Here is a 22,323-nt window from a genome sequence, read left to right as displayed (position 1 = left end):
CCGCGCGCGTCGGGTGCACCGTCCGGCCGTCCATCCTGCCGCTTCGATCCTGCCGCTTCGATCTGGCGAAGCGACGTGGAGTCTCAGGTCGGGCCGGACGTGCCGAGCCGTCGGGCGACGTCCTCCCCCACGACGGCCCGCACCTCTCCTGGGTCGCCGCAGACGACGAGCTGGTCCCGGGCCCGGGAGAGCCCGACGTACAGCCGTTCCCGGCCCCGGTCGGCCAGGCCACCGTTGACCGCGAGGACCACGGCGGAGCGCTCGAGGCCCTTGAAACCCAGCACGTGCCCGTAGAAGACCTGGTCGGCGTCCCAGAAGGTGTCCCAGTACGACTGCTGGCCCCGGTCCTGACGGGCCACCTGCTCGGGGTGCCGGGACCCGGTCGCCAGCAGCGCGACGTCCTGGGGCCGCCAGCCCTCGGCGAGCAGCCGGTCCACCTCACGGTCGGCGACGTCGATCGCGTCCAGCGCGGGGCAGGGCACGAACCGGACGTCGGGTCCGTCGCCGCCGAGAAGTCGCATCCGGACGTCGGTCAACGGGTTGAAGGTGTCCGCGATCTGCCGGGTGTTGCGCAGGTTGTGGTCGAGCACCAGCGGCACGAGCGGCACCGGCGGGGCGCCGAAGCGGTCGAAGACCCGCTGCCCCTCGTCGGAGAAGACGTACAGCCCGCCGTCGTCCCCGTCCCGCAGGGAGGACAGCAGCGGCGCCCACCAGGCGTCGGCGAAGTCCTGGGCCTCGTCGACCACGATGCTGTCGAACCGGTGCCCCGGGTCCAGCGCGGCCGCCAGCCGGGTCATCCGCTCCGGCAGCTCCCGCTCCCAGAACCGGGCGGCGTCCGCGCTGCGGTCGCTCTCCGGCGGGCCCTGCGGCGCCCCCCACAGCCGGCCGAGGGCGTGGAACTCCCCGACGTAGGCCGGCTGCTGGCGCCGCGGCCAGCCGGCGACCACCCGGCGCAGGTAGGAGGCCAGCCCGTGCGAGTAGCACACCAGTGCCACTCGCTCACCGTCCCGGGCGAGCCGGCGGGCCCGCTCCATGGCCAGGAACGTCTTGCCGCTGCCCGCGCCGCCCCGGACCTCGACCCGACGCAGCAGCCGGGTGGCGTCGAGCACCAGCCCCTGCTCCTGGGTGAGCTGCACCTGCACCTGCTGGTCCCGGGCCGCGGCCTCGGCGACCAGGTCGCGCTGCGGCAGTCCCCGGCCGCGCAGGATCTCCGCGATCAGCTCGACGTCGTCGAGGTCAGGGGCCCGGTTCGGGCTCTGCTGCCGCACGGGGATCTCGCGCAGGCGGGCGGCCAGCGTGTCGAGTCCGCGGCTGTCCACGACCGACCAGCGGGGGCAGTCCGGCAGCGAGAACTCGTCCGGGAGGGTGGTGGCCGGCAGCACCAGGGCGTGTGCCCAGCGCACCCGCCGGCGGCTGGAGTCACGCCACCGCGGGTCGTGCTCGACGTAGTCGCGGACCGCGTACTTGTTCGTGCGGACCTGGTCCACGGGGTCGAGGGTGGCGTCGCGGCCGTTCCAGCGGCGGTGCCAGGACCGCCCGTCGTGCCAGAGCGCACCGCCCTTGACCTCCACGACCACCACCCCGGCGTCCGGCAGCACGACGATCATGTCGATCTCGTGGTCCTTGCTGCGGTCCGTGATCCGCTGGTTGGCCACGAGCAGGTCGTCGGGGCGCAGGGTGGAGCGCAGCCGCTCCCAGACGAGCTGCTCGGCCGGACTGGCGAAGCGTGGACGCTCGGGCAGGCACCGGGGCACGACCCATGTCTACCGCAGCGCGTGTCTACCGCAGCGGTGCCGGCTGGCCGTGGCGCTGCGCCCGTACGCTTCACCCGGCTGAGCCGGTAGCGGCCTGGCCTGCCCCTGCCGACCCCGAGGAACGAGGTGCCCCGTGCCGGTGCTCGACGCAGCCGCAGACCGTCCCGAGCGGGTCGCGCTGGTCACCGGCGCGGGCAGTCCCACCGGGATCGGCGTCGCCTGTGCCAGAGCCCTCGCCGAGACCGGCGCCGCCGTGGTGCTGGCCGCCACCACCGACCGCGTGCACGACCGGGTGGCCGAGCTCACGGCCGCCGGCTGGCCCGCTGCCGGCGTCGTCGGCGACCTCACCGACGAGCGAGTCGCCGAGGCGGTGGTGGGCCAGGCCCGGCAGCAGTGGGGACGGCTGGACGTCGTGGTGAACAACGCCGGGATGGTCTCGGCGTCCGACCCCGACTACCAGTCCGGGACCCTGGACCGCGTGCCGGTGAGCACCTGGCACGCCTCGTTGCGACGCAACCTGGACACCGCGTTCCTCGTCACCCGCGCGGCGCTGCCGGCCCTGCGCGCGGCCGACAGCGGCCGGGTGGTCATGGTCGCCAGCGTCACCGGCGCGGTGATGGCGATGCGCGGCGAGGTCCCGTACGCCGCGGCCAAGGCCGGGCTCGTCGGGCTGACCCGGGCGCTGGCGGTGGACCTCGCCGCGGACGGGATCACGGTCAACGCGGTCGCGCCGGGCTGGATCGCCACCGGCTCGCAGACCGCGGCCGAGGCGCTGGAGGGGCGCCGCACACCGCTCGGGCGCAGCGGCACACCGCAGGAGGTGGCCTCCGCGGTCTGCTGGCTGGCCTCACCGGGAGCCGGGTACGTGACCGGTCAGCTGGTGGTCGTCGACGGCGGCGCGTCGGTGGCGGAGGAGCGGGTCACCGGCGGTTGAGACGCCTCGACCACCCCGGGGACTGCTCCTGCCGGGACACCGCAGGCCGCCGGGTCGCTCAGCCGCTGGGCGAGGCCGAATCCGACGACGGCCAGCGCGAGCGCGGCGGTGCCGCCGTCCCCGGCGGCGCCGTTGCGCAGCACGAGGGTCGCCGCGAGCACGGTGACCGCCGACAGCGCCGCGCAGGTCGTGCAGCCGAGGTCGGGCCGGCTACCGACGGCCGGTACGTAGCTGGCCAGCACGAGAGCGCCGGCGAGGGAGGTCAGCAGGACCAGTCCTGCCCATCCCAGCGGCAGGCCGGCGCCGGCGGCGAGCAGCTCGCCGGCCCCGGCGGCAGAGCCGAACCAGGCCAGCAGGACCGGCAGCACCACGACCGTGACCACCCAGCGCCGGGCGGTCCACCCGGCCAGCGGCGTGCGGGCGACGAGGACGCGCATCCCGTCACGATACCCCCTGGGGTGTACAACTCCGCCGGCCGCGCGAGGGCGCGGCAGGGTCACGTGGGACCGGTGCCCCGCTCCGCCGCGGACCTGCGCCCGCGCCGCAGCCCGAGCTCGTACCCGACGAGGGCGACGAAGGTGAGGACGGTGAGCGGGACGACGAACCCGAGCATGACGGCGCTGAACGCGGGAAGGGCGTCGTGCGTGGTCGCGTCCAGCAGCAGGAACGCCACGTAGGCGCCGTAGTAGCCGACGAAGACGACCGCCTCCCACCGGGCGACGGTGAAGCCGGTGAATACGATCGGCAGCAGCAGCAGCGCCACCGCGACCATCACCGGCAGGTCGAAGCGGACGGCGCTCGGTTCGACCGGCACCCCTCCCGGCGCCACGGCGGCCGACAGACCCATCACCGCGCCGATGTTGAAGATGTTGCTGCCGACGACGTTGCCGACGGCCATGTCGCGTTCGCCGCGCACCGCGGCGATGACCGAGGTCGCCAGCTCGGGCAGCGACGTGCCCACCGCGACCACGGTCAGACCGATGACCATGTCGCTGAGACCGAGCGCGCCGGCCACCTCGGTGGCAGCGCCCACCAGCCAGTCGGCGCCCAGCACCAGGGCGGCCACCCCGACGGCGAGGAGAGCGCCGTCACGGAGCATCGCCCCGGCGGTCCGTCTCCCGTCGGCCGCATCACGCCGGTCGTGCTCGCCGTCACCGGCAGGTGGCCCGGCCGGGTCGGCGCGCCGTCCGCCGACGATGGACCACACGACGTACCCGACGAGCAGGACGACGAGCAGCAGGCCGTCGAGCCGGGACACCCCGCCGTCCAGGGCTAGGACGAGGAGCAGCGCGCTGAGCGCCAGCATCACCGGCACGTCCCGGCGCACCAGGGAGGAACGCACCGCCAGCGGCAGGATGAGCGCCGACAGGCCGAGCACGAGCAGGACGTTGACGATGTTGCTGCCCACGACGTTGCCGACGGCCAGCCCGGGGCTGCCGGACACGGCGGCGTCCAGGGTGACGGCGAGCTCGGGGGCGGACGTCGCGAAGGAGACGACGGTGAGCCCGACGACGAGCGGCGACAGGCCGAACCCGCGGGCGAGGCCGCTGGCGCCGCGGACGAGGACCTCACCGCCGCCGACGAGGAGCACCAGGCCCCCGAGGAGCATCCCGAGGGTCGGTGCGTTCACCGCACCAGCTCCTCGATCAGCGTGACGTACTGCCGCAGGTGCCGGTCGCCGAGAAAGGCGTCGAGCACCCGGCGGCGGCCCGCGGCACCGATCCGGTCGGCGAGGTCCCGGTCGGCGAGCAGCCGTTCGAGGGCGCGGGCGAGCTCGTCGAGGTCGGTCGGGTCGTGCACCAGCAGCCCGGTGCGGCCGTCCTCGATCTGGTCCTGGATCCCGCCGACGGCGCTGGCGACGACCGGGCGCCCCTTCCACATCGCCTCGGTGACGGTGAGCCCGAACCCCTCGACGAGGCTCTTCTGGACGACGACGTAGGCGTGCCGCTGCAGCGCGTTCACGATGATCGCGTTCTCGTCGATGTCGTCCATCGGCAGCTCGGCGAGGTGGACGCGCTCCCGGCACGCAGGCTCGAGGCGCCGCCAGCGGGCGATGCAGTCGGCGAGCACCTCGGCGCCCTCCGGGTCGTCCGACACCCCGCTGACCTCGGGACCGGCGAGCACGAGGTGCACGTCGCCGGGCAGGTCATCGACGTGCCGGGTGAACGCCTCCAGCACGCCGGCCATGTCCTTGAGCCGGTCCCACCGGCTGACCTGGACGACGAGCCGCGCGTCCAGCGGCGGGGCCGCTGCCGCGTCGACGAGGACGCCGGTGTGCCGGCCGACGACGTCCGGGCGACCGTCCCGGCGGGTGAACTCCACCGGCGGGTGCTCCTCCTCGCCGTCCCGGACCAGGCCGGCGGCCAGCAGCACGCCACGGACCTGCTCGCCGGTGAGCTCCTGGTTCTTCGCGGTGAACGGGTCGATGGACGGCGGGATGATGGTCACCCGGTCCTGCGGCAGCCACTCGGGCACGTACTGGGACCGGGAGAAGATGAACCGCTCGGCGTCGGCGAGGTACGGGCGCAGGAACTCCCAGGCCCGGTCGGTGTGCTCGTTGTCCTCGTCCCGGCCGACGTGCGACCGCCAGACCACGTGCGCCCCGGCGGCGCGCAGTCCGGCCGCGAGCCCGGCCGTCTGCGGGTCGTGCAGGAGCACCGCGTCCCCCGGGGACACCTCGTGCGCGATCGCCTCGAGGTTGTCCTGCAGCACCTCCTCGTAGTGCGCCCGCTCGGCGTCCCCGAGCGGACCGCCGTCACCGGGTGAGCCGTGCAGGAGGTTGTGCAGCCGCTTGGTGATGGTGAAGAACCGCGGGTCGCCCCGCAGGACGAGCCAGCGCGCGTCGACGCCGGCGCCGCGGATGTAGGCGAGCAGCGACTGGAGCATCTCGGCCACCCCGCCGCCCTGGGCGGTGGCGTTGACGTTCCACACCACGCGGCCGGCGAGCGCCTCGCGGGCGTGCTCGGCGGTCCGGCGCAGCTGCTCGGCGCGCTCCGGCGGCAGGAGGCCGGCCAGCCGTTCGGGGGGCAGGGGGTCGATCCAGACGTGTCGCACCGGTTCTTTCTAGTGCACCTCTTGTCCGACGGCACCCGGCGTGCCTACCGTCGGGCGAGGCGACGGAGGTCGAGCCATGACGGTCACGCAGTCCCAGGTCCCCGACGGTCTGCCCCGGCTGCTGCGCGGCAGCCACGACGACCCCACCGAGGGTGCCTGCTTCATGGAGTACGCGTCGGTGCTGGCCGGCGAGCCGTTCAGCGACCAGCCGCGGTGCACCCACCCGCTGCTCGCCGAGCTGGCCCGGATGGTCAACGACATGGTCAGTGACGCGGCGAGAGCCGGCCTGGTCCCGCTCGTGCCGCGCGTGGTGGGCTGCACCACGGACGACCCGGCCTGCGCGCCGCGGCTGGTGGTGGACCTGCTCACGGTGGCCTCCCGGCACGGTCTGCGCGGCACCGTGCTGGAGTGGCACCAGGCGCGCGCCGCCCGCCGGCTGCGGGCGGTCCGCCGCCGGCGCCCGGCCGGTGGGCCGGTCTCCGGCGCGCGACGGCTGCGGGACCTGCTGTACGCCGAGGGGCCCGCGGTGCGGGCGGTGAGCGCCGTCGGCTGCGCCGCGGCCGGGCTGAGCCCCGCGCGCCGGGACGCCGTGCTCACCGAGCTGCTCGAGTGCGGGATCCGGACCGTCACCGAGGTCCGGGACGCCGCTCAGCCGGCCGGGTCGACCGGCGCCAGCGGCTCCACCGCCGGCCCGTGGAGCACCGCACCGGTGGGGTCGAACCGGGAGCCGTGACAGGGGCAGTCCCAGCTGCGCTCACCGTCGTTCCAGGAGACGTAGCAGCCCAGGTGCGTGCACCGGGCGGAGACGCTGTGCAGCAGGCCGTCCTCGTCCCGGTAGCAGGCGGCGGGGCTGCGCCCGAGGCGTAGCACGGCGGCCTCGCCGGGCGCGAGGTCCGCCGGGGAGCGAGCGTCGCGGGTGGTCGCCCGGTCGGTGACGAACCGCTGACCGACGTGCAGGTTCTGCCGGGCGAGGCGGCTCGCGGTCGCGGCCAGGTTGATCCGCCGGGCGTCCCACGCCTGCGCCCACGGGTTCTCCTGGTCAAGCAGCAGGTCGGTGAGCAGGACGGCGGCCGCGGTCCCGTTGGTCATCCCCCAGCCGGCGAAGCCGGTCGCGGTGAGCAGCCGCTCGGTGCCGGGGGTCAGCCAGCCGACGTAGGGCATCTCGTCCAGGCTGGTGAGGTCCTGGGTCGCCCAGCGGTAGCGGACCGGGCCGGCGCCGAGGTGCTCGCGGCCCCAGTCGGCCAGCGTGCGCCACCGCGCCGCGGTGTCCCGGTCGTGACCGACCGGGTGGCTCTCCCCCACGACGACGAGCAGCCGCTCGCCGTCCAGGCGGGCGGTCCGGGTGGACCGGCTCGGCGAGTCCACGGAGATGGTCATCCCGGCGACGACGTCCTCGGGCAGCGCCAGCGCCACCCCGTAGGCGCGCTTGTGCGACAGCCGCGCGAAGTGCATCCCGCGGTCGAGCACCGGGTAGTGGGTGGCGACGACGACCTGCTCGGCGGTCAGGTCGCCGCGCTCGGTGGTGACCACGCAGGGGGCGTCGTCGCTGACCCCGGTGGCCCGGGTGCCCTCGAGGAGGGTTCCGCCGGCGGCGACGAAGGCGGCGGCCAGCCCGTACAGGTAGGCCACCGGGTGCAGGGCCACCTGGTCGTCGAAGGCCACCGCCGCCCGGACGGCGAACGGCAGCGGCACGTCGCCGGTGAGCCGGGCCGGCAGCCCGAACCGGCGGGCGAGGTCGGCCTCCCGCTCCAGGGCGGCCACCCGGTCCGGCTCGGCCGTCCAGACGACGTGCGGCGCCACCTCCAGGTCGCAGTCGATCCCGTGCTCCTCGACCAGGGAGCGCACGGTGGCCAGCCCGGCCTGGTTGGCGTCGGCGTAGGTCCGTGCGGCGTCCTCGCCGAGCCGGTCGCTGATGCTGCCGAGCACGGTGCCCTGCCCGACGGTCACCTTGACCGTGGAGTGCCCGGTGACGCCGTGCCCGACGAGGCCGGCGTCCAGCAGGGTCACCTGCCTGCCCGCGCGCTGGACCAGCAGCGCGGTGGTGAGACCGGCGACCCCGGCGCCGAGGACGACGACGTCGGCGTGGCCCGGGCGGAACGTCGTGTCCCCGAGGTCGGGGCGGGTCGCGGTGGCGACCCACGGGGACACGTGCCGGCCGGTGGTCGGTGTGCTCATCGGGACCTCGTCGTCGTCAGCCGGCCCGCCCGGCGCGGGCCGTCCTGTCCCCACCCTGCCCCGCGCCGTCTGGCGGCGCACCTCGCCCGCAGCGGGCCAGCCCGGCCTCGACGGCGGCGACCAGCCGGGGCCGCAGCTCGTGCGGGGCGATGACCTCGTCGACGGACCCGACCTGGACGGCGCGGTGGATGCTGTGCACGCGGTCGAACTCGGCGGCGACCTCGGCCAGCCGCTCGGTGCGCACGGCCGAGCGCACGGCGTCCAGCTCGGCGAGCAGGCCCGCGCGGGCCGCGTCGTCGGCGGCGGCGAGCCGCTCCTCCAGCGCCCGCACCCGCGGGTCCGCGGCGGTGCGGGCGTCCACCTCCCCGGCGAAGACGACCGCCGCCGCGGGGGCCCCGCCGATGACCGAGGCGTAGGACCCCTCGACGGCCAGCACGGTCATCGCGTCGTTGAGCGCCTTGGAGAACACGACGAACGCGCCGCCGTGGTACCGGGACACCACGCAGAACACGATCGGGCCGTCGAAGTTGACGACCGCCCGGCCGATCTCGGCGCCGTACTCGAGCTGCAGGTTGCGCATGGACTCCGGGGAGCCGTCGAAGCCCGACAGGTTCGCCAGCACGACGACGGGCCGGTTGCCGCTGGCCGCGTTGATGGCCCGGGCGGTCTTCTTCGACGACCGGGGGAACAGGGTGCCCGCGGTCCAGGTGGCGGGCCCGTCGCTGGGCGGGAACCCGCGCCGCGGGACCGGGTGGGACTCGATCCCGACGAGGCACACCGGCCAGCCGCCCAGGGAGGCGTCCAGGACGACGGACGTCTCGGCGTCCGCCATGTCGGCCCACCGCTCGAGCACCGGCTGGTCGGCGTCCGCCACGGCCCGCATCAGGGTGCGGATGTCGAACGGCTTCTTGCGCTCGGGGTTCCGCTCGGCGGAGAACACGTCGCCGATGGTGGCGAAGTCGCTGCCCGCCAGGGTGTGCGGCGTGGTGCAGACGTCCCGGTCCACCGGGTCGGTGGTCCGCGCGCGCCGGGGCCCGGGCTCGCCGGGTGCCCGGTAGGTGTGCTCGTGGTGGGCGAGCAGCAGGTCGACCGCCGAGCCGAGGTCGGGGGCCCAGTACTGCGCCTGCCCGTTGGGGCCCATCACCCGGTCGTAGCCGCCGATGCCGACGTTGTCCTCCGCGGAGACCCCGCCGGAGAAGTCCAGGGACTGCTTGCCGGTCAGCACCATCGCGCTGTCCGGGGTCATGACGAGGATGCCCTTGGTGTGCATGAGCATCGTCGCCTCGGCGTTCCAGTACGGCTGGGCGCCGACGGTGATGCCGGCGACGACGACGTGGACGGTGCGACCGTCCTGGGTGAACCGGACCAGGCGCCGCAGCGCCCGGGCCACCCAGTCCATGTTCTCGGTGCCGGAGTCCATCGCGATCCGGGCGCCGGCGGACAGCGCGTACCAGTCCACCGGCACGTCGAGGCGCTCGGCGAGGTCGAGGGCGGCGATGATCCGGCGGCACTCCGGCTCGGCGACCGCCCCGAGCGCCCGGGTCGGGTCGCCCATCAGCACCACCCGCCGCACGCCCTCGGGGTGCCGCGCGGTGGGGGTGACCGCGACGCCGACGACGACCCCGGCGCTGTTGCGGCCCTTCGGCCGGTCGACGGGTACCAGGGTGGCCCCGTCCTCGGCGAGGTCGTACTCGGTGAACTGCCCGCCGGGTCCGGCGACCCGTTCGGCGAGCTCGTGGGGGTGCACGGCGCCGCGACGTCGGGCCCGGATCACCTTCTGCGCGTAGCCGTCCAGCGGCGCCAGCCGCCGGGTCGGCGGCCCACCGACGTCGGCGACGACACCGGTGCCCGGCCGGTAGCCGAACCGGACGGCGGCCCGGCGGGTGCCCCCGTCGGCGTCCCGGACCCGGCCCTGGACGACGACCTCCTGGACCCCGGCGCCGACGGTGAGCGGGGAGACCCGCTCCTTCAGCGGCAGGAGCTCCTCGAGCGAGGCGTCCAGCACCGGCCAGATGGTGAGCCACACGTGGTTGGTGTCGAGCCGCGACCCGGCCGGACCGCGGGCGCTGCGGGCGCCGCGGATCGCCTCGAGGCAGGCGGCCAGCGCCCGCTCGAGGTGCGGCAGGGAGGTGACCGTGCCCTCGGCGTCCCGGACGACGACGAGCTCACGCACCTGGGCCAGGGCGACGAGCCGCTGGTCGGACGGGTTGTCCGGGGCGACGCAGTGGTACAGCAGGACGTCCCCGGGCGCCTCGAGCCGGGTCACCTCGAAGTCCCGCAGCCGCCACAGGTCGAGGCGCCGGGCGACCATCGGGTGCACGCCGCGGACCAGCCGGTCCTCCACCAGGGTCCGGGTGGGGTCGTCGTCCTCGGCGCCGGACTGCTCGGGCTGGTAGGTGAGGTACTGGACGTCGCGGCCGTCGCCCGGGTGCACCCCGACGACCACCCGCTTGACCCGCCGCAGGACCTCGACCTGCTCGAGCACGGCACGCAGCCGGTCGGCCAGGTCGTCCGGCGCCACGGGGGCCCCCGGCCAGTACAGGTAGAGGTCGACGGCCCGCTCGACGCCTGACCCGGCGCCTGACCCGGCGCCGGCCAGCAGGTCGGCGAGGTCGCGCGCCAACGGCGCCGGCCTGGTCGGCCTGCCCGGTGCCCCAGGGCCGGCGTCCGGGGCCAGCTCCTCGACGTGCCCCAGGGTGCTGACCAGGACGGTGTCCCGGCCGTCCAGGGTGTACCGGGCGCTCACCGCGGCCCGGGAGCCGTCGTGCACCCGCAGGTCGCGGACGTCGTGCTCGCGGTAGTGCCGGCCGACGAGGACCTCGAGCATCGGCTCCCGGGCCGGGACGCCGCGCTCGAGGCGCTGGGCGAGGACACCGACGATCCGCTCCGGCACGGCGACCAGGGCGTCGATCCGTCTGGCCCGGTCCGGCGCCTCGGGATCGGCGAGGGCGTCGACCTCGGCGGGGACGCCGGCGAGCACGTCGGCGCGGGCGGCGTCGACGAGCGGCTGGTCGAACCACCGGAACCGGGCGCTGCGGGCCAGGTCACCCAGCAGCGGGTGGCGCAGCTGGGTGGCGAGCACCAGGTGGTCCAGGACGTCGTGGACGCGCTCGGCACGGACCCCGTCCGGGGCCCGGTCGGTGAGCCACTGCTGCAGGACGGCGGCGACGGCGCCGGCGTGTGCCGCGGCCTGCTGCTGGGCCAGGAAGAGCCGGTACACGGCCTGCTCCAGGGCGGGGGTGCGCTCGAGGTCACCGACCCCGTAGTGCGCCAGCGCCCGGACCAGTCGGCGCCGGAACGACTCCGGCAGCCGCTCCCGTTCGGCGTCCAGGCTGTGCAGGTAGCTGTGCAGGTGCTCGCGCGGGGAGTGCACCCGGGTCTCGGCGTCCTCCTCCCCGGCGGGCCGGTTTCGGGCGACCTCGGCCACGTCGGCGAAGGCCTCGAGCAGGGCCACCTCGGCGTCCAGGACCGCCGGTGGCACCGGGTCGGTGCCGGCGCGGACCGCCCGGTAGGCGGCCAGCGCCCGGTCCTGCTCCCCCGGCAGCAGGTCGTGGCCGAGGACGAGGTCCCGCAGGTCGCGCAGCGCCGCCACCGCGGTCGCGGCGGGGTCCTCGCCGGTGGACGACGCCGCCTCGGGCAGTCCGAGCGGCTCGGGGACGTCGGCCGCCGGCCGCGGCGCGGCTGGGTCCTGAGCGGCGTCGGGGGCGTCGGGGTCGTCGGGGTCGAGCCGCAGCAGCGGCGTCCCGGACTCGACCTGCCCGCCCACGGCGACGGCGACCTCCCGCACCACCCCGTCGTGCGGGGCGGTCAGGACGGTCTCCATCTTCATCGACTCGAGCACGACCACCCGCTCGCCGCGCCGGACCCGGTCGCCGGGGCCGACCGGGGTGGCGACGACCAGCGCCGGTGCCGGGGAGCGCACGACCCCGCCCTCGTCCCGCCAGACCCGGTGCACGGCGCCCTCGACGTCGATGGTGTGCACGGCGCCGTAGGTGGCGCTGACCACCTGGAAGGCGCTGTCCCCGACCGTGACCCGGGCCGTGTAGCGGTCGAACCGCTCGACGCCGACGTCGACCGGTGCCGCCCCCTCCCCCGGGGCGACCCGGTAGCGGGTCGGGCCGCGGCGGGTGACGGTGACCCGGTGCAGCCGGTCGCGCAGCCGCAGCTCGACGGCTCGCAGCGGCTCGTGCCGGACGTGCGGGCGTCCACCGTGCGCGGTGGTGAGGAAGTGCGCGCGCTCGTGCGCCTCCTCCTGGTCGTGCACCTCGATCGCGGCGACGACGACGGCGACGCCCGCGTGGGTGGTGGAGGCGAGCCGTCCGGAGGCGCGGACGCGGTCGATCCAGCCGGTGTCGGCGCTGCCGTCGACGACCTCGCGCTGGTGGAGCAGGTCGAGCAGGAAGCCCTTGTTCGTCGTCCCGCCCTCGACGACGACGTGGGTGTCGGCCAGCGCCCGGCGCAGCCGAGCCAGGGCCTCACCGCGGTCCCGCCCGGTGGCGATGACCTTGGCGACCATCGAGTCGAACTCGGCCGGGATGGTGTCCCCCTCGGCCAGGCCGGTGTCGACGCGTACGCCCGGCCCGCTGGGCAGCCGCAGCAGGGCGACCCGGCCGGGGGCGGGGGCGAAGTCGCGGTCGGGGTCCTCAGCGTTGAGCCGCGCCTCGACGGCGTGCCCGGCCTCCCTCGGCCGCTCCCCCTCGAGGCGGCCGCCCGCGGCGACGTGCAGCTGGGTCTTCACCAGGTCCGTCCCGGTGGTCAGCTCGGTCACCGGGTGCTCCACCTGCAGGCGGGTGTTCACCTCGAGGAAGGCGAGGGTGCCGTCGCCCGGGTGGTAGAGGAACTCGACGGTGGCCGCGCCGCGGTAGCCGACCTCCAGGACGAGCCGCTCGGCGGACTCGCGCAGCCGGCGGTCGGCGTCCGCCGGGAGCACCGGGGAGGAGGACTCCTCGATCAGCTTCTGGTTGCGGCGCTGGACGCTGCAGTCGCGCACCCCGAGCGCCCAGGCGGTGCCCTGGCCGTCGGCGACGACCTGGACCTCGACGTGCCGGGCACCGGTGACGAGCCGCTCGAGGAAGACGACGTCGCTGCCGAACGCCCGGGCGGCCTCCTGGCGGGTGCGCTCGAACGCGTCGGCGAGCTCGGCGTCCGTGGTGACGACGCGGATGCCCCGCCCGCCGCCGCCGGCGGTCGCCTTGAGCACCAGCGGGTAGCCGATCCGGTCGGCGGCGGCGCGGGCCTGCTCGAGGTCGCTGACGGGTCCACGGCTCCACGGCGCGACCGGGACGCCGACCGACTCGGCGAGCAGCTTGGCGCCGATCTTGTCGCCGAGCCGGCGCATCGCCTGCGCGTCCGGGCCGACGAAGGTGACACCGAGCCGGTCGCACAGCTCGGCGAACGCGGGGTCCTCCGCGACGAACCCCCAGCCCACCCACGCGGCGTCCGCCCCGGTCGCCGTGAGCGCCCGCTCGAGGACGGCGAGGTCGAGGTACGGGCGTGCCGCCGCCGGGCCGAGGTCGTACCCGGCGTCCGCCTCCCGCACGAACCGGGCTCCAGCCTCCTCGGTGACGTGGAGGGCGACGGTGCGCACCGGCGGGGTCGAGGGGTCCTCGCCGCGGGCGGCGTTGAGCTCTCGGACGGCGTGCAGGAGGCGGACCGCGGCCTCACCGCGGTTGACGATCGCGACGGTGCGCAAGGGGCGCGGGGACGTGGTGGTGGTGGTGCGGCTCACCCGCGTCACCGTAGGCACTACTGCCCGGTAGGCCGGTATCGCGTGGCCGGCCCCGCAGCAACCGCATGGCGTTAAGGATCACCGCCAGCACCGACACCTCGTGGACGAGCATGCCGACGGACATCGTCACCCCGCCGACCAGGACCCCGACGAGCAGGACCACGACGGTGCCCACGGCCACGGCGATGTTCTGCCGCAGCACCCGCACGGTGCGCCGGGCCAGGGCGAGCGCGTACGGCAGGCGCAGCAGGTCGTCCGCCATCAGCGCGACGTCCGCAGTCTCCACCGCCACCGCGGTGCCAGCAGCGCCCATCGCCACACCGACGTCTGCGGTGGCCAGGGCAGGGGCGTCGTTCACCCCGTCGCCGACCATCGCGACCACGTGCCCCTCGGCCTGCAGCTCTCGGACGGCGTCCAGCTTCGCCTCCGGCAGCAGCCCGGCGCGGACGTCCTCGATCCCCACCTGCGCGGCGACGGCTACCGCCACCTGCGGAGCGTCTCCGGTCAGCATGACGGTCCGCAGCCCGAGGGCGTGCAGCTGCTGGACGGCGCGTCGCGACTCGGCCCGGACCGGGTCGGCGACGGCGAGGACCCCGACGACCTGGCCGTCCACGGCGACCGCCACCGGCGTGCGGCCGAGCGTCGCGAACCGGTCCAGCAAGGGCTCGACGACAGCGGTGCTGACCCCTCGGGCACGCAGCAGCGCCGCGGTCCCGACCAGGACGGCGTGGCCGGCAACGACGGCCACCACCCCGTACCCGGGGACGGGCTCGGTCTGCTCGGGCAGCGTCGGCGCGGGCAGTCCCGCGGCGCGTGCGGCGTCCATGATCGGCCGGGCCAGCGGGTGCTCCGAGCCGGCCTCCGCCTGAGCCGCCCACCGCAGCACGTCGTCTTCGTCGGCGCCCGGCGCGACGGCCACGACGTCGGTGAGCCTGGGTCGGCCCTCGGTCAGGGTGCCGGTCTTGTCGAGCGCGACCACGCTCACCCGGGCGGTGGTCTCGAGGTGCTCCCCGCCCTTGACCAGGACGCCGTCACGGGCGCCGCGCCCGATCCCGGCGACGACAGCGACCGGCACGGAGATGACAAGGGCACCGGGGCAGCCGATGACCAGCAGGGTCAGCGCCAGCACGACGTCACCGCTCAGCACGCCGGCCACGACGGCCAGGACGATGACGGAGGGCGTGTACCAGGCCGAGAACCGGTCCATGAACGCCTGGGTGCGGGCGCGAGCGTCCTGGGCCTGCTCGACCCGGTGGATGATCCGGGCCAGCGTGGTGTCGGCGCCGACGCCCACGGCGCGGACCTGCAGCAGGCCGCCGCGGGAGACCGTGCCGGCGAACACGTCGTCCCCGCGGCTCTTCTCCACCGGCATCGACTCCCCGGTGACGGTGGACTCGTCGACGGCCCCGGAGCCACCGGTCACGACGCCGTCCACGGGGACCTTCGCCCCGTTCTTGACGAGCACGCTCTCCCCGGGCCGGACGGCGAGCGCGGGGACCTGTACCTGCTCGCCGTCCCGGACGACGACGGCGACGTCCGGGGCGACGGCGACGAGCTCGGCGAGAGCCGACCGGGTGCGGGCCAGGGTGGCCGCCTCCAGGGCGTGCCCGACAGCGAACAGGACGGTCACCGCGGCGGCCTCCCAGTACTCGCCGATGAGGACCGCGCCGACGGCCGCGACGGAGACGAGCAGGTCGATGCCGACGGTGCGGACCCGCAGAGCGCGCACCGCGCCGCGGACGATCCCCGTGCCGGCCACGACGGCGGCGGTGACCATGAGCAGGTCCTCGACGGCGTGCCGGTCCAGGACTCGACCGGCCAGCAGGCCGGCGACGACGAGGCCACCGGAGACCGCGGGAACGGCCCACCGGCTGCGGGTAGCGGCGGAAGGGTGCACGGCTTCTCCTCAGAACGCGGCGGGCACGGCGCGGTAGCCGGCGTCGGCGACCTCGGCGACGAGGTCGCCGACGGGGACCCGCTGCGGGTCGTGGTCGACCTCGATCCGCCCGGAGGCGAACCGGACGGTCGCCGCGCTCACGCCGTCGAGGCGCAGCAGCCGCTTCTCGATCGTCGCCACGCAGGAGGGGCAGGAGAAGCCCTCCGCGCGCAGGACGGTGTGGGTCGGGGTGGTGGGTACTGCGGTCATCTCAGCTGCCTCCCGGCGGGACGGACGGCCCCGGTCGGGGCCGGACCCCGCACGGTCGCGGGGCACGTCCGGGACGCTAGGAGCTCGCCGGAGCACCGACCATGACGTGCGTCAGGTTGCGGCAGAACGGCCCTAGGCTGGCGCCGATGGCACGCCGACACGCCCCGCTGCGCCGGGTATGCGCCGAGCCGCACGCCTGCCCGCTGCCGCTGCGGCTCGAGGTGCTCGCCCACGTGCCCGTGCTCGCCGGCCTGACCCGTGGTGAGCTCGCCGGAGTCGACCGGCGGATGAAGAGCCTCGCCTGGGGGCAGGGCGAGGCCCTCTACCGGGCCGGGGAGCCGGCCGAGTACCTGTTCGTGCTCGCCGAGGGCCGGGTCAAGGTGACCCAGCCCACTGCGTCCGGCGCGGAGGTGGTCACCGACGTCCTCGTCCCCGGTGACCTGTTCGGCTCGCTGACCGTGCACGGCGAGGCCCGCTACCCCGAGTCCGCGGTGGCACTGACGACGGTGTGCGCGCTGCGGATCGGGCCGGCGGCCTTCCGGCAAGTGCTCACCGAGCACCCGGCGGTCGCCCTGCAGGTGCTGGACGACGTCGCCGTCCGGCTCGAGCGCAGCCGCACCTCCACGAGCCGGTCCGCGTCGGGCACGGTCACCGAACGGGTCGCCGCGACCCTGCTCCGGCTCGCCGACCGGGTGGGTCAGCGACGCACCGACGGCGGGACGCTGCTGCAGCTGCCGCTCACCCGCGCCGACCTGGCCGGGATGACGGGGTCGACCCCGGAGTCGGTGTCGCGGGTGATGAGCCGACTGGTCGCCGACGGTGTCGTGGAGACCGGGCGTCGGTGGACGGCGGTGCTGGACCGTGACCGGCTGGAGGAGCTCAGCGGAACGCGGAGTGCCCGGTGAGGGCCTGCCCGACGACGAGGGTGTGCACCTCGGAGGTGCCCTCGTAGGTCAGCACCGACTCCAGGTTGCTGGCGTGCCGCATCACCGGGTAGTCCAGGGTGATGCCGTTGGCGCCCAGCAGGGTCCGGGCCTCCCGGGCGACCGCGAGGGCCTCCCGCACGTTGTTGAGCTTGCCGACGCTGACCTGCTCGGGGCGCAGCCGGCCGGCGTCCTTCAACCGCCCGAGGTGCAGTGCCAGCAGCATCGACGTGCCGAGGGCCACGGTCATGTCGGCGAGCTTGCGCTGGGTCAGCTGGTAGCCGGCCAGCGGACGGTCGAACACCTCCCGCTCCGCGGTGTACGCCAGGGCGGTCTCCACGCAGTCGCGGGCCGCGCCGACGGCGCCGAAGACGATCCCGAACCGGGCCTCGGTGAGACAGCCCAGCGGCCCGGCCAGACCCCTGGCGCCGGGCAGCTCGGCGCCGGCGGGCAGCCGCACGCCGTCCAGGGCCAGCTCGGCGGTCACCGAGGCGCGCAGGGAGAGCTTGCGCGGCACCGGGGTCGCGGTGAAGCCGGGGGTGTCGGTGGGGACGACGAACCCGCGGACGCCGTCCTCGGTGCGGGCCCACACCACGGCGACGTCGGCGACGGACCCGTTGGTGATCCACGCCTTCGTGCCGTCGAGCACCCAGTCGGGGCCGTCCCGCCGGGCCCGGGTCCGCATCCCGCCGGGGTCGGACCCGTGGTCCGGTTCGGTGAGGCCGAAGCAGCCGATCGCCTCGCCGGCGGCCATCCGCGGCAGCCACTCCTGCTTGTGCTCCTCGCTGCCGTAGGCGTGCAGCGCGTACATCGCCAGCGACCCTTGGACGCTGACGAGCGAGCGGACGCCGGAGTCGGCGGCCTCCAGCTCGAGGCAGGCCAGGCCGTACTCGACGGCGCTGGTGCCGGCGCACCCGTAGCCCTGCAGGTGCATCCCGAGCAGGCCGAGACCGCCCATCTCGCGGGCCAGGTCGCGGACCGGCAGGTCACCGGCGGCGAACCAGTCGGCCACGTGGGGCCGGACCCGGTCGCTGCAGAACCGGCGGACCGTCCGCTGGACGTCCCGCTCCTGCTCGGTCAGGAGCGAGTCGACGTCGAGCAGGTCGAGTGGGGCGACCGGCCGGGGTCGCGTCGGCTGGGTCACGGGGCCTCCCGGGGACGGCTGTGCGGCGCAGGCTAGCCGCCGGCGCCGCCGGCAGGGTGACCGTGCTGCCGGTCAGGCGCCGACGAGTGACATCCTGACGCGGTGAGCGTGCGGGACGGAGGGGTCCGGTGGACGGCGTCCTGAGCGACGTCGGGATGGTCGTGCTGTTCATCCTCGTCGGCGGCTTCTTCGCGGCGAGCGAGATCGCCCTGGTGTCGCTGCGCAGCACCCAGCTGGAGCGCCTCGCCGAGCGGGGGGCTGCCGGCGCGCGGGCCGGGCGGCTCGCGGCCGACGCGAACCGGTTCCTGTCGACCGTGCAGATCGGGGTCACCTTGGCGGGGTTCTTCTCCGCCTCCTACGGCGCGGTCACGCTCGCCCCCTACCTGGCCCCCGTCCTCGTGGACTGGGGGCTCGGCCAGGAGGCGGCCGACACGGTGGCGTTCATCGTCATCACCGTCGCGATCGCCTACCTGTCGCTGGTCTTCGGCGAGCTGGCGCCCAAACGCCTTGCGCTGCAACGGCCCGAGGGCCTGTCCCTCGTCGTCGCCATCCCCCTGGACCTGCTGGCGACCGTGCTGCGCCCGGTGATCTGGCTGCTGTCCCGGTCCACGGACGTCGTCGTCCGGCTGCTCGGCGGTGACCCGACGGCCCAGCGGGAGGAGATCAGCGAGGAGGAGCTGGCGGTGCTGCTGCGCGGCCACCAGTCGCTGACCGTGCACGAGCGCCGGATCCTCGGCGACGTGCTGGAGGCCGGTGACCGGCACGTCCGGGAGGTGATGCTGCCGCGGACCGAGGTGGAGTTCCTGCCCGCCGACCTGCCGTTGGCCGAGGCGGTCGAGACGTGCCGGGGGCGGCCGTACTCCCGCTACCCCGTGATCGGGACGACCCCGGACGACGTCCGCGGCTTCGTCCACGTGCGCGACCTGTTCGACCCAGCCACGACCGCCGGCGCCCAGGTCGTCGGTGACGTCGTGCGGGAGGTGCCGCTGCTGCCCGAGTCCATGCACGCGCTGGTGGCGCTGGCCCGGATGCGTGCCTCGGGCACGCACCTGGCCGTCGTGGTCGACGAGTACGGCGGGACGGCGGGGATCGTCACCCTCGAGGACCTCATCGAGGAGCTCGTCGGGGACATCCGCGACGAGTACGACCTGGTCCCGGAGGTGCCGCCGCCGGCGCCGGTGGGCGCCCGGACGCTGGACGGGCTCACCCGGGTCGACGAGGTCCACGAGACGGTGCCGGGCCTGCGTCTGCCGGACGGCGACTACGACACCGTCGGCGGGTTCGTGATGGACCGGCTCGGGCGCGTGCCCCGCCTCGGGGACCGGGTGACAGCGGACGGGCACGAGCTCGAGGTGGTCGAGATGGACGGCTACCGGGTCGCCCGGGTGCTCGTCCGACCGGTCTCCCGGCCCGACTGAGGTCTGCGGGTCAGCGACCGCGGCGCGGGCCGCCGGCCCGGGAGACGTCGACCGCCGTCCGCGGAGCGCCACCGGTCCGAGGGGTCCCGGTCCGAGGGGTCCCGGACCGAGGGGTCCCGGCCCGAGCGCTACCGGCCCGAGCGCTACCGGCCCGAGCACTCCCGGCCCGGCCGCCGCCGGCCTGGGCACCGCCGGAGGGGCGGGACCGGCCGCGAGCACCCGACGGCCCGGCTGCCGGCACCGGTGCCGCCGCCGGCTCGACGTGCGCCGCGCGGTCGCCGACCAGGCGGCGCAGCACCGGCGCCCCGGCCGAGGCCGGGGAGTGCTCGGCGGTGATCCCGGCCTGACGCATCAGGGTGCGGACGTCGCCGCGCTGCTCGGTGAGCATCACGGTGACGACCGTCCCGCCGGCCCCGGCGCGCGCCGTCCGACCGGAGCGGTGCAGGTAGGCCTTGTGCTCGACCGGCGGGTCGACGTGCACGACGAGCTCGACGTCGTCCACGTGGATGCCCCGGGCGGCGATGTCGGTGGCGACGAGCACCCGCACCGCCCCGTCGGAGAACGCCGCCAGGTTCCGCTCCCGGGCGTTCTGGGAGAGGTTGCCGTGCAGGTCGACGGCGGGGATGCCGGCCGCGGTGAGCTGCTTGGCCAGCTTCTTCGCGGCGTGCTTGGTGCGGGTGAACAGCAGCCGGCGGCCGGTGCCGGCGGCCAGCTCGTGGACGACGTCCCGCTTGTCGCCCGGACCGTCCACCGCCAGGACGTGGTGGGTCATGCCGGCGACCGGAGAGGACGCCGAGTCGACCGAGTGCGTCACCGGGTCGCGCATGTAGCGGCGGACCAGCACGTCGACGCCGTTGTCCAGGGTGGCGGAGAACAGCAGCCGCTGGATGCCCGCCGGGGTCGCGTCGAGGATCCGCTTGACCCCGGGCAGGAAGCCGAGGTCGGCCATGTGGTCGGCCTCGTCCAGGACGGTGACCTCGACGGCGTCCAGGGCGATGTGCCGCTGGCCCATCAGGTCCTCCAGCCGGCCCGGCGTGGCGATGACGATGTCCACGCCGGCGCGCAGGGCGGTGACCTGACGGTGCTGGGAGACCCCGCCGAACACGGTGGTCACCGACAGCCCGGCGACCGCGGCGAGCGGCTCGAGGACGGCGGTGATCTGGTTGACGAGCTCGCGGGTGGGCGCCAGGACGAGCCCGCGGGGGTGGCCGGGGCGGGTGCGCCGGCCCCCGGCGGTGAGCCGGGTGAGGAGCGGCAGGGCGAAGGCGAGGGTCTTGCCGCTGCCGGTGCGGCCGCGGCCCAGGACGTCACGGCCGCGCAGGGAGTCCGGCAGGGTCGCGGCCTGGATCGGGAACGGGGCGGTGATGCCCTGGGCGGTGAGGATGGCCGCCAGGGCCGCCGGGACGCCGAGGGCGGTGAAGCCGTCGGCCCCGGCGGGAGCGGCGGCGGGAGCAGTGCGGGTGCTGCGAGGGGACGTGCGAACAGGGGACAGCGTGCTGCTGGTCAAGGGGAGGTGCCTTCCGGGCAGAGGGTCGGGGCGCCGCGCAACGGGCACGGACACGGCCGGTGAGGGCGGGTGCCGGGCGGGAGCTCCACGACGGGCGGGTGCGCCGGGTCGGCGCTGCCTCGCAGGTCCCAGTATGCCCTATCCCCGACCAACCGCCGTCCGGGGCTCTCCTGACACGCTATCTCTGGAGGCTTTGCGTGGTCTCAGGTGGCTACGAGACCACGGAAGGCCTCCAGAGATCGGGGGACGTCAGGGGGTGGTGAGGGTGGGGGTGGTGATGTCGGCTCCGTAGCCGTCGCCGCGCTGGGCGAGGGTGGTCACCCAGAGCATCCAGTACCGGTGGGCGCCGGCGTCCGCGGCGGACAGCTCGTTGGTCCCGGCGACGGTCGTCGTCTCGGCCACCGGTGTCATCCCCTCAGCGGCCCCGGACGGCGGGGCGTCGCCGGCGACCAGGGCGACGGCCACGCCCGCGGAGGCACTGTCGAACGTCACCGTGCCGACCTCGCGGGGTTCGCCGAGGTCGACGAGCAGGCCGACGCCGGGCTTGAGCCGGCCGAAGTCGGCGGTGGTGTACGTCTGGGTGCTCCACGCGCCGCCGCCCTCGTCCTGGAAGCCGCTGCCGCCGACCGGGTCGTAGCTGGTCACCGAGACCGGCTCGATCACGACGGGCTCCTGGGTCGGTTCGTCGGTGATGGTGACGACCGGGGGGTCGTCGGCCGGCCCACCGAGCCGGCCGAGCAGGACCCCGGCCCCGACCCCGAGCACGGCGGCCAGGACCAGGCTGAGCAGGACGACGGGCAGGCCGGGCCCGCCTCGACCTGCGGGGACCGCGGGGACGCCGTCGACCGGGGTGACAGGACCGGAGGTGGACACGGGCGTCAGTCCACCACACCCGGGCCGGGCGCCCTACGCTCCCAGGATGGCCCGGTACCTCGAGGTGCACCCCCAAAACCCGCAGCCGCACACGATCGCCACGGTCGTCAGGATGCTGCGCGACGACGCCCTCATCGCCTACCCGACGGACTCCGGCTACGCCCTCGGCTGCGTGCTCGGCAGCCCGACCGGCGCCGAGCGGATCCGGCGGATCCGCGGCCTGGACGACGGGCACCACTTCACCCTGCTGTGCGCGAACTTCGGGCAGCTGGGCCAGCTGGTGCACCTGAGCAACACGGCCTTCCGGTCGGTGAAGGCGGCGACCCCCGGGCCGTACACGTTCATCCTCCCGGCGACCAAGGAGGTCCCGCGCCGGCTCGCGCACCCGCGCAAGCGGACCGTGGGCGTGCGCATCCCGGACCACCCGGTCACGACGGCCCTGCTGCGCGAGCTCGGGGAGCCGCTCATGTCCAGCACGTTGATCCTGCCCGGGGAGCAGGAGCCGATGACCGACGGCTGGGAGATCAAGGAGACGCTGGACGGCGCGGTCGACGTCGTCCTGGACTGCGGTGACAGCCGCCCCGGACCCACCACCGTCGTCGACTGGTCCGGCCCGGAGCCGGAGGTGGTGCGGGTCGGGGTCGGCGACCCGTCCCGTTTCAGCTGA

At 75.5% G+C, this 22,323-nt stretch carries 16 protein-coding genes; 5 read left to right on the top strand and 11 right to left on the bottom strand.

Annotated elements, in window-relative coordinates; translation table 11 throughout:
* Nucleotides 1–83: 83 nt before the first annotated feature.
* Nucleotides 84–1,754, bottom strand: coding sequence for an NERD domain-containing protein (locus tag ACFP6A_RS10075; RefSeq protein ID WP_379603384.1), 1,671 nt, complete (start codon nucleotides 1,752–1,754; stop codon nucleotides 84–86).
* Nucleotides 1,755–1,887: 133 nt separating this feature from the next.
* Here ACFP6A_RS10075 and ACFP6A_RS10070 point away from each other — a divergent pair, with 133 nt between their 5' ends.
* On the top strand, nucleotides 1,888–2,688 hold the full coding sequence (locus ACFP6A_RS10070; protein WP_379603383.1) for an SDR family NAD(P)-dependent oxidoreductase: 801 nt from the start codon (nucleotides 1,888–1,890) through the stop codon (nucleotides 2,686–2,688).
* Here ACFP6A_RS10070 and ACFP6A_RS10065 read toward each other — a convergent pair.
* The 3 genes from ACFP6A_RS10065 to ACFP6A_RS10055 are packed head-to-tail and all read right to left on the bottom strand — an operon-like array spanning nucleotide 2,628 to nucleotide 5,742.
* On the bottom strand, nucleotides 2,628–3,125 hold the full coding sequence (locus ACFP6A_RS10065; protein ID WP_379603382.1) for a hypothetical protein: 498 nt from the start codon (nucleotides 3,123–3,125) through the stop codon (nucleotides 2,628–2,630). The genes ACFP6A_RS10070 and ACFP6A_RS10065 overlap by 61 nt on opposite strands.
* A 59-nt stretch (nucleotides 3,126–3,184) precedes the next feature.
* Nucleotides 3,185–4,318, bottom strand: a complete 1,134-nt coding sequence (locus tag ACFP6A_RS10060; protein ID WP_379603381.1) for a calcium/sodium antiporter — start codon at nucleotides 4,316–4,318, stop codon at nucleotides 3,185–3,187.
* On the bottom strand, nucleotides 4,315–5,742 hold the full coding sequence (locus tag ACFP6A_RS10055; RefSeq protein WP_379603380.1) for a glycosyltransferase: 1,428 nt from the start codon (nucleotides 5,740–5,742) through the stop codon (nucleotides 4,315–4,317). The genes ACFP6A_RS10060 and ACFP6A_RS10055 overlap by 4 nt, the downstream gene beginning before the upstream one ends.
* 76 nt (nucleotides 5,743–5,818) lie before the next feature.
* On the opposite strand from ACFP6A_RS10055, the gene ACFP6A_RS10050 reads away from it, so the two are divergent.
* Nucleotides 5,819–6,475, top strand: coding sequence for a hypothetical protein (locus ACFP6A_RS10050; RefSeq protein WP_379603379.1), 657 nt, complete (start codon nucleotides 5,819–5,821; stop codon nucleotides 6,473–6,475).
* Here ACFP6A_RS10050 and ACFP6A_RS10045 read toward each other — a convergent pair.
* From ACFP6A_RS10045 to ACFP6A_RS10030, 4 genes are read right to left on the bottom strand one after another with little or no spacing between them, the layout of a single operon-like run.
* Nucleotides 6,391–7,917, bottom strand: a complete 1,527-nt coding sequence (locus tag ACFP6A_RS10045) for an FAD-dependent oxidoreductase (RefSeq protein ID WP_379603378.1) — start codon at nucleotides 7,915–7,917, stop codon at nucleotides 6,391–6,393. The two genes, ACFP6A_RS10050 and ACFP6A_RS10045, sit on opposite strands and share 85 nt — an antisense overlap.
* A gap of 16 nt (nucleotides 7,918–7,933) precedes the next feature.
* Nucleotides 7,934–13,645, bottom strand: a complete 5,712-nt coding sequence (locus ACFP6A_RS10040; RefSeq protein WP_379603377.1) for a carboxyl transferase domain-containing protein — start codon at nucleotides 13,643–13,645, stop codon at nucleotides 7,934–7,936.
* A complete protein-coding gene (locus ACFP6A_RS10035) occupies nucleotides 13,578–15,542 on the bottom strand; it encodes a heavy metal translocating P-type ATPase (protein ID WP_379603376.1) in 1,965 nt (654 codons plus the stop codon). Before ACFP6A_RS10035 ends, ACFP6A_RS10040 begins: the two co-directional genes overlap by 68 nt.
* A 9-nt stretch (nucleotides 15,543–15,551) precedes the next feature.
* Nucleotides 15,552–15,791 carry a heavy-metal-associated domain-containing protein gene (locus tag ACFP6A_RS10030; RefSeq protein ID WP_379603375.1) on the bottom strand — a complete coding sequence of 80 codons (240 nt, stop codon included), beginning with the start codon at nucleotides 15,789–15,791 and terminating at the stop codon, nucleotides 15,552–15,554.
* A gap of 146 nt (nucleotides 15,792–15,937) precedes the next feature.
* Here ACFP6A_RS10030 and ACFP6A_RS10025 point away from each other — a divergent pair, with 146 nt between their 5' ends.
* Nucleotides 15,938–16,696, top strand: coding sequence for a Crp/Fnr family transcriptional regulator (locus tag ACFP6A_RS10025; protein WP_379603374.1), 759 nt, complete (start codon nucleotides 15,938–15,940; stop codon nucleotides 16,694–16,696).
* On the opposite strand, the gene ACFP6A_RS10020 is transcribed toward ACFP6A_RS10025, so the two are convergent.
* A complete protein-coding gene (locus ACFP6A_RS10020; protein WP_379603373.1) occupies nucleotides 16,671–17,858 on the bottom strand; it encodes an acyl-CoA dehydrogenase family protein in 1,188 nt (395 codons plus the stop codon). The genes ACFP6A_RS10025 and ACFP6A_RS10020 overlap by 26 nt on opposite strands.
* A 128-nt stretch (nucleotides 17,859–17,986) precedes the next feature.
* Here ACFP6A_RS10020 and ACFP6A_RS10015 point away from each other — a divergent pair, with 128 nt between their 5' ends.
* Nucleotides 17,987–19,276, top strand: a complete 1,290-nt coding sequence (locus ACFP6A_RS10015; protein WP_379603372.1) for a hemolysin family protein — start codon at nucleotides 17,987–17,989, stop codon at nucleotides 19,274–19,276.
* 10 nt (nucleotides 19,277–19,286) lie between these two features.
* Here ACFP6A_RS10015 and ACFP6A_RS10010 read toward each other — a convergent pair whose 3' ends face one another.
* Both ACFP6A_RS10010 and ACFP6A_RS10005 read right to left on the bottom strand, forming a co-directional pair.
* Entirely contained in the window at nucleotides 19,287–20,783 is a 1,497-nt protein-coding gene (locus ACFP6A_RS10010; RefSeq protein ID WP_379603371.1) for a DEAD/DEAH box helicase, read from the bottom strand.
* Nucleotides 20,784–21,032: 249 nt separating this feature from the next.
* The gene (locus tag ACFP6A_RS10005) at nucleotides 21,033–21,656 is read right to left on the bottom strand and encodes a hypothetical protein (RefSeq protein WP_379603370.1); all 624 of its coding nucleotides are present in this window, start codon (nucleotides 21,654–21,656) and stop codon (nucleotides 21,033–21,035) included.
* A 46-nt stretch (nucleotides 21,657–21,702) separates the two neighbouring features.
* Here ACFP6A_RS10005 and ACFP6A_RS10000 point away from each other — a divergent pair, with 46 nt between their 5' ends.
* Nucleotides 21,703–22,323 (top strand): L-threonylcarbamoyladenylate synthase, encoded by a 621-nt coding sequence (locus tag ACFP6A_RS10000; RefSeq protein WP_379603369.1) that lies wholly within the window; start codon nucleotides 21,703–21,705, stop codon nucleotides 22,321–22,323.

This window comes from Quadrisphaera sp. GCM10027208 (assembly GCF_042658805.1).
Classification (GTDB): Bacteria; Actinomycetota; Actinomycetes; order Actinomycetales; family SCSIO-59966; genus SCSIO-59966.
Note: the sequence above shows the minus strand (reverse complement) of the source record. Positions and strands in the feature narration are given on the sequence as shown.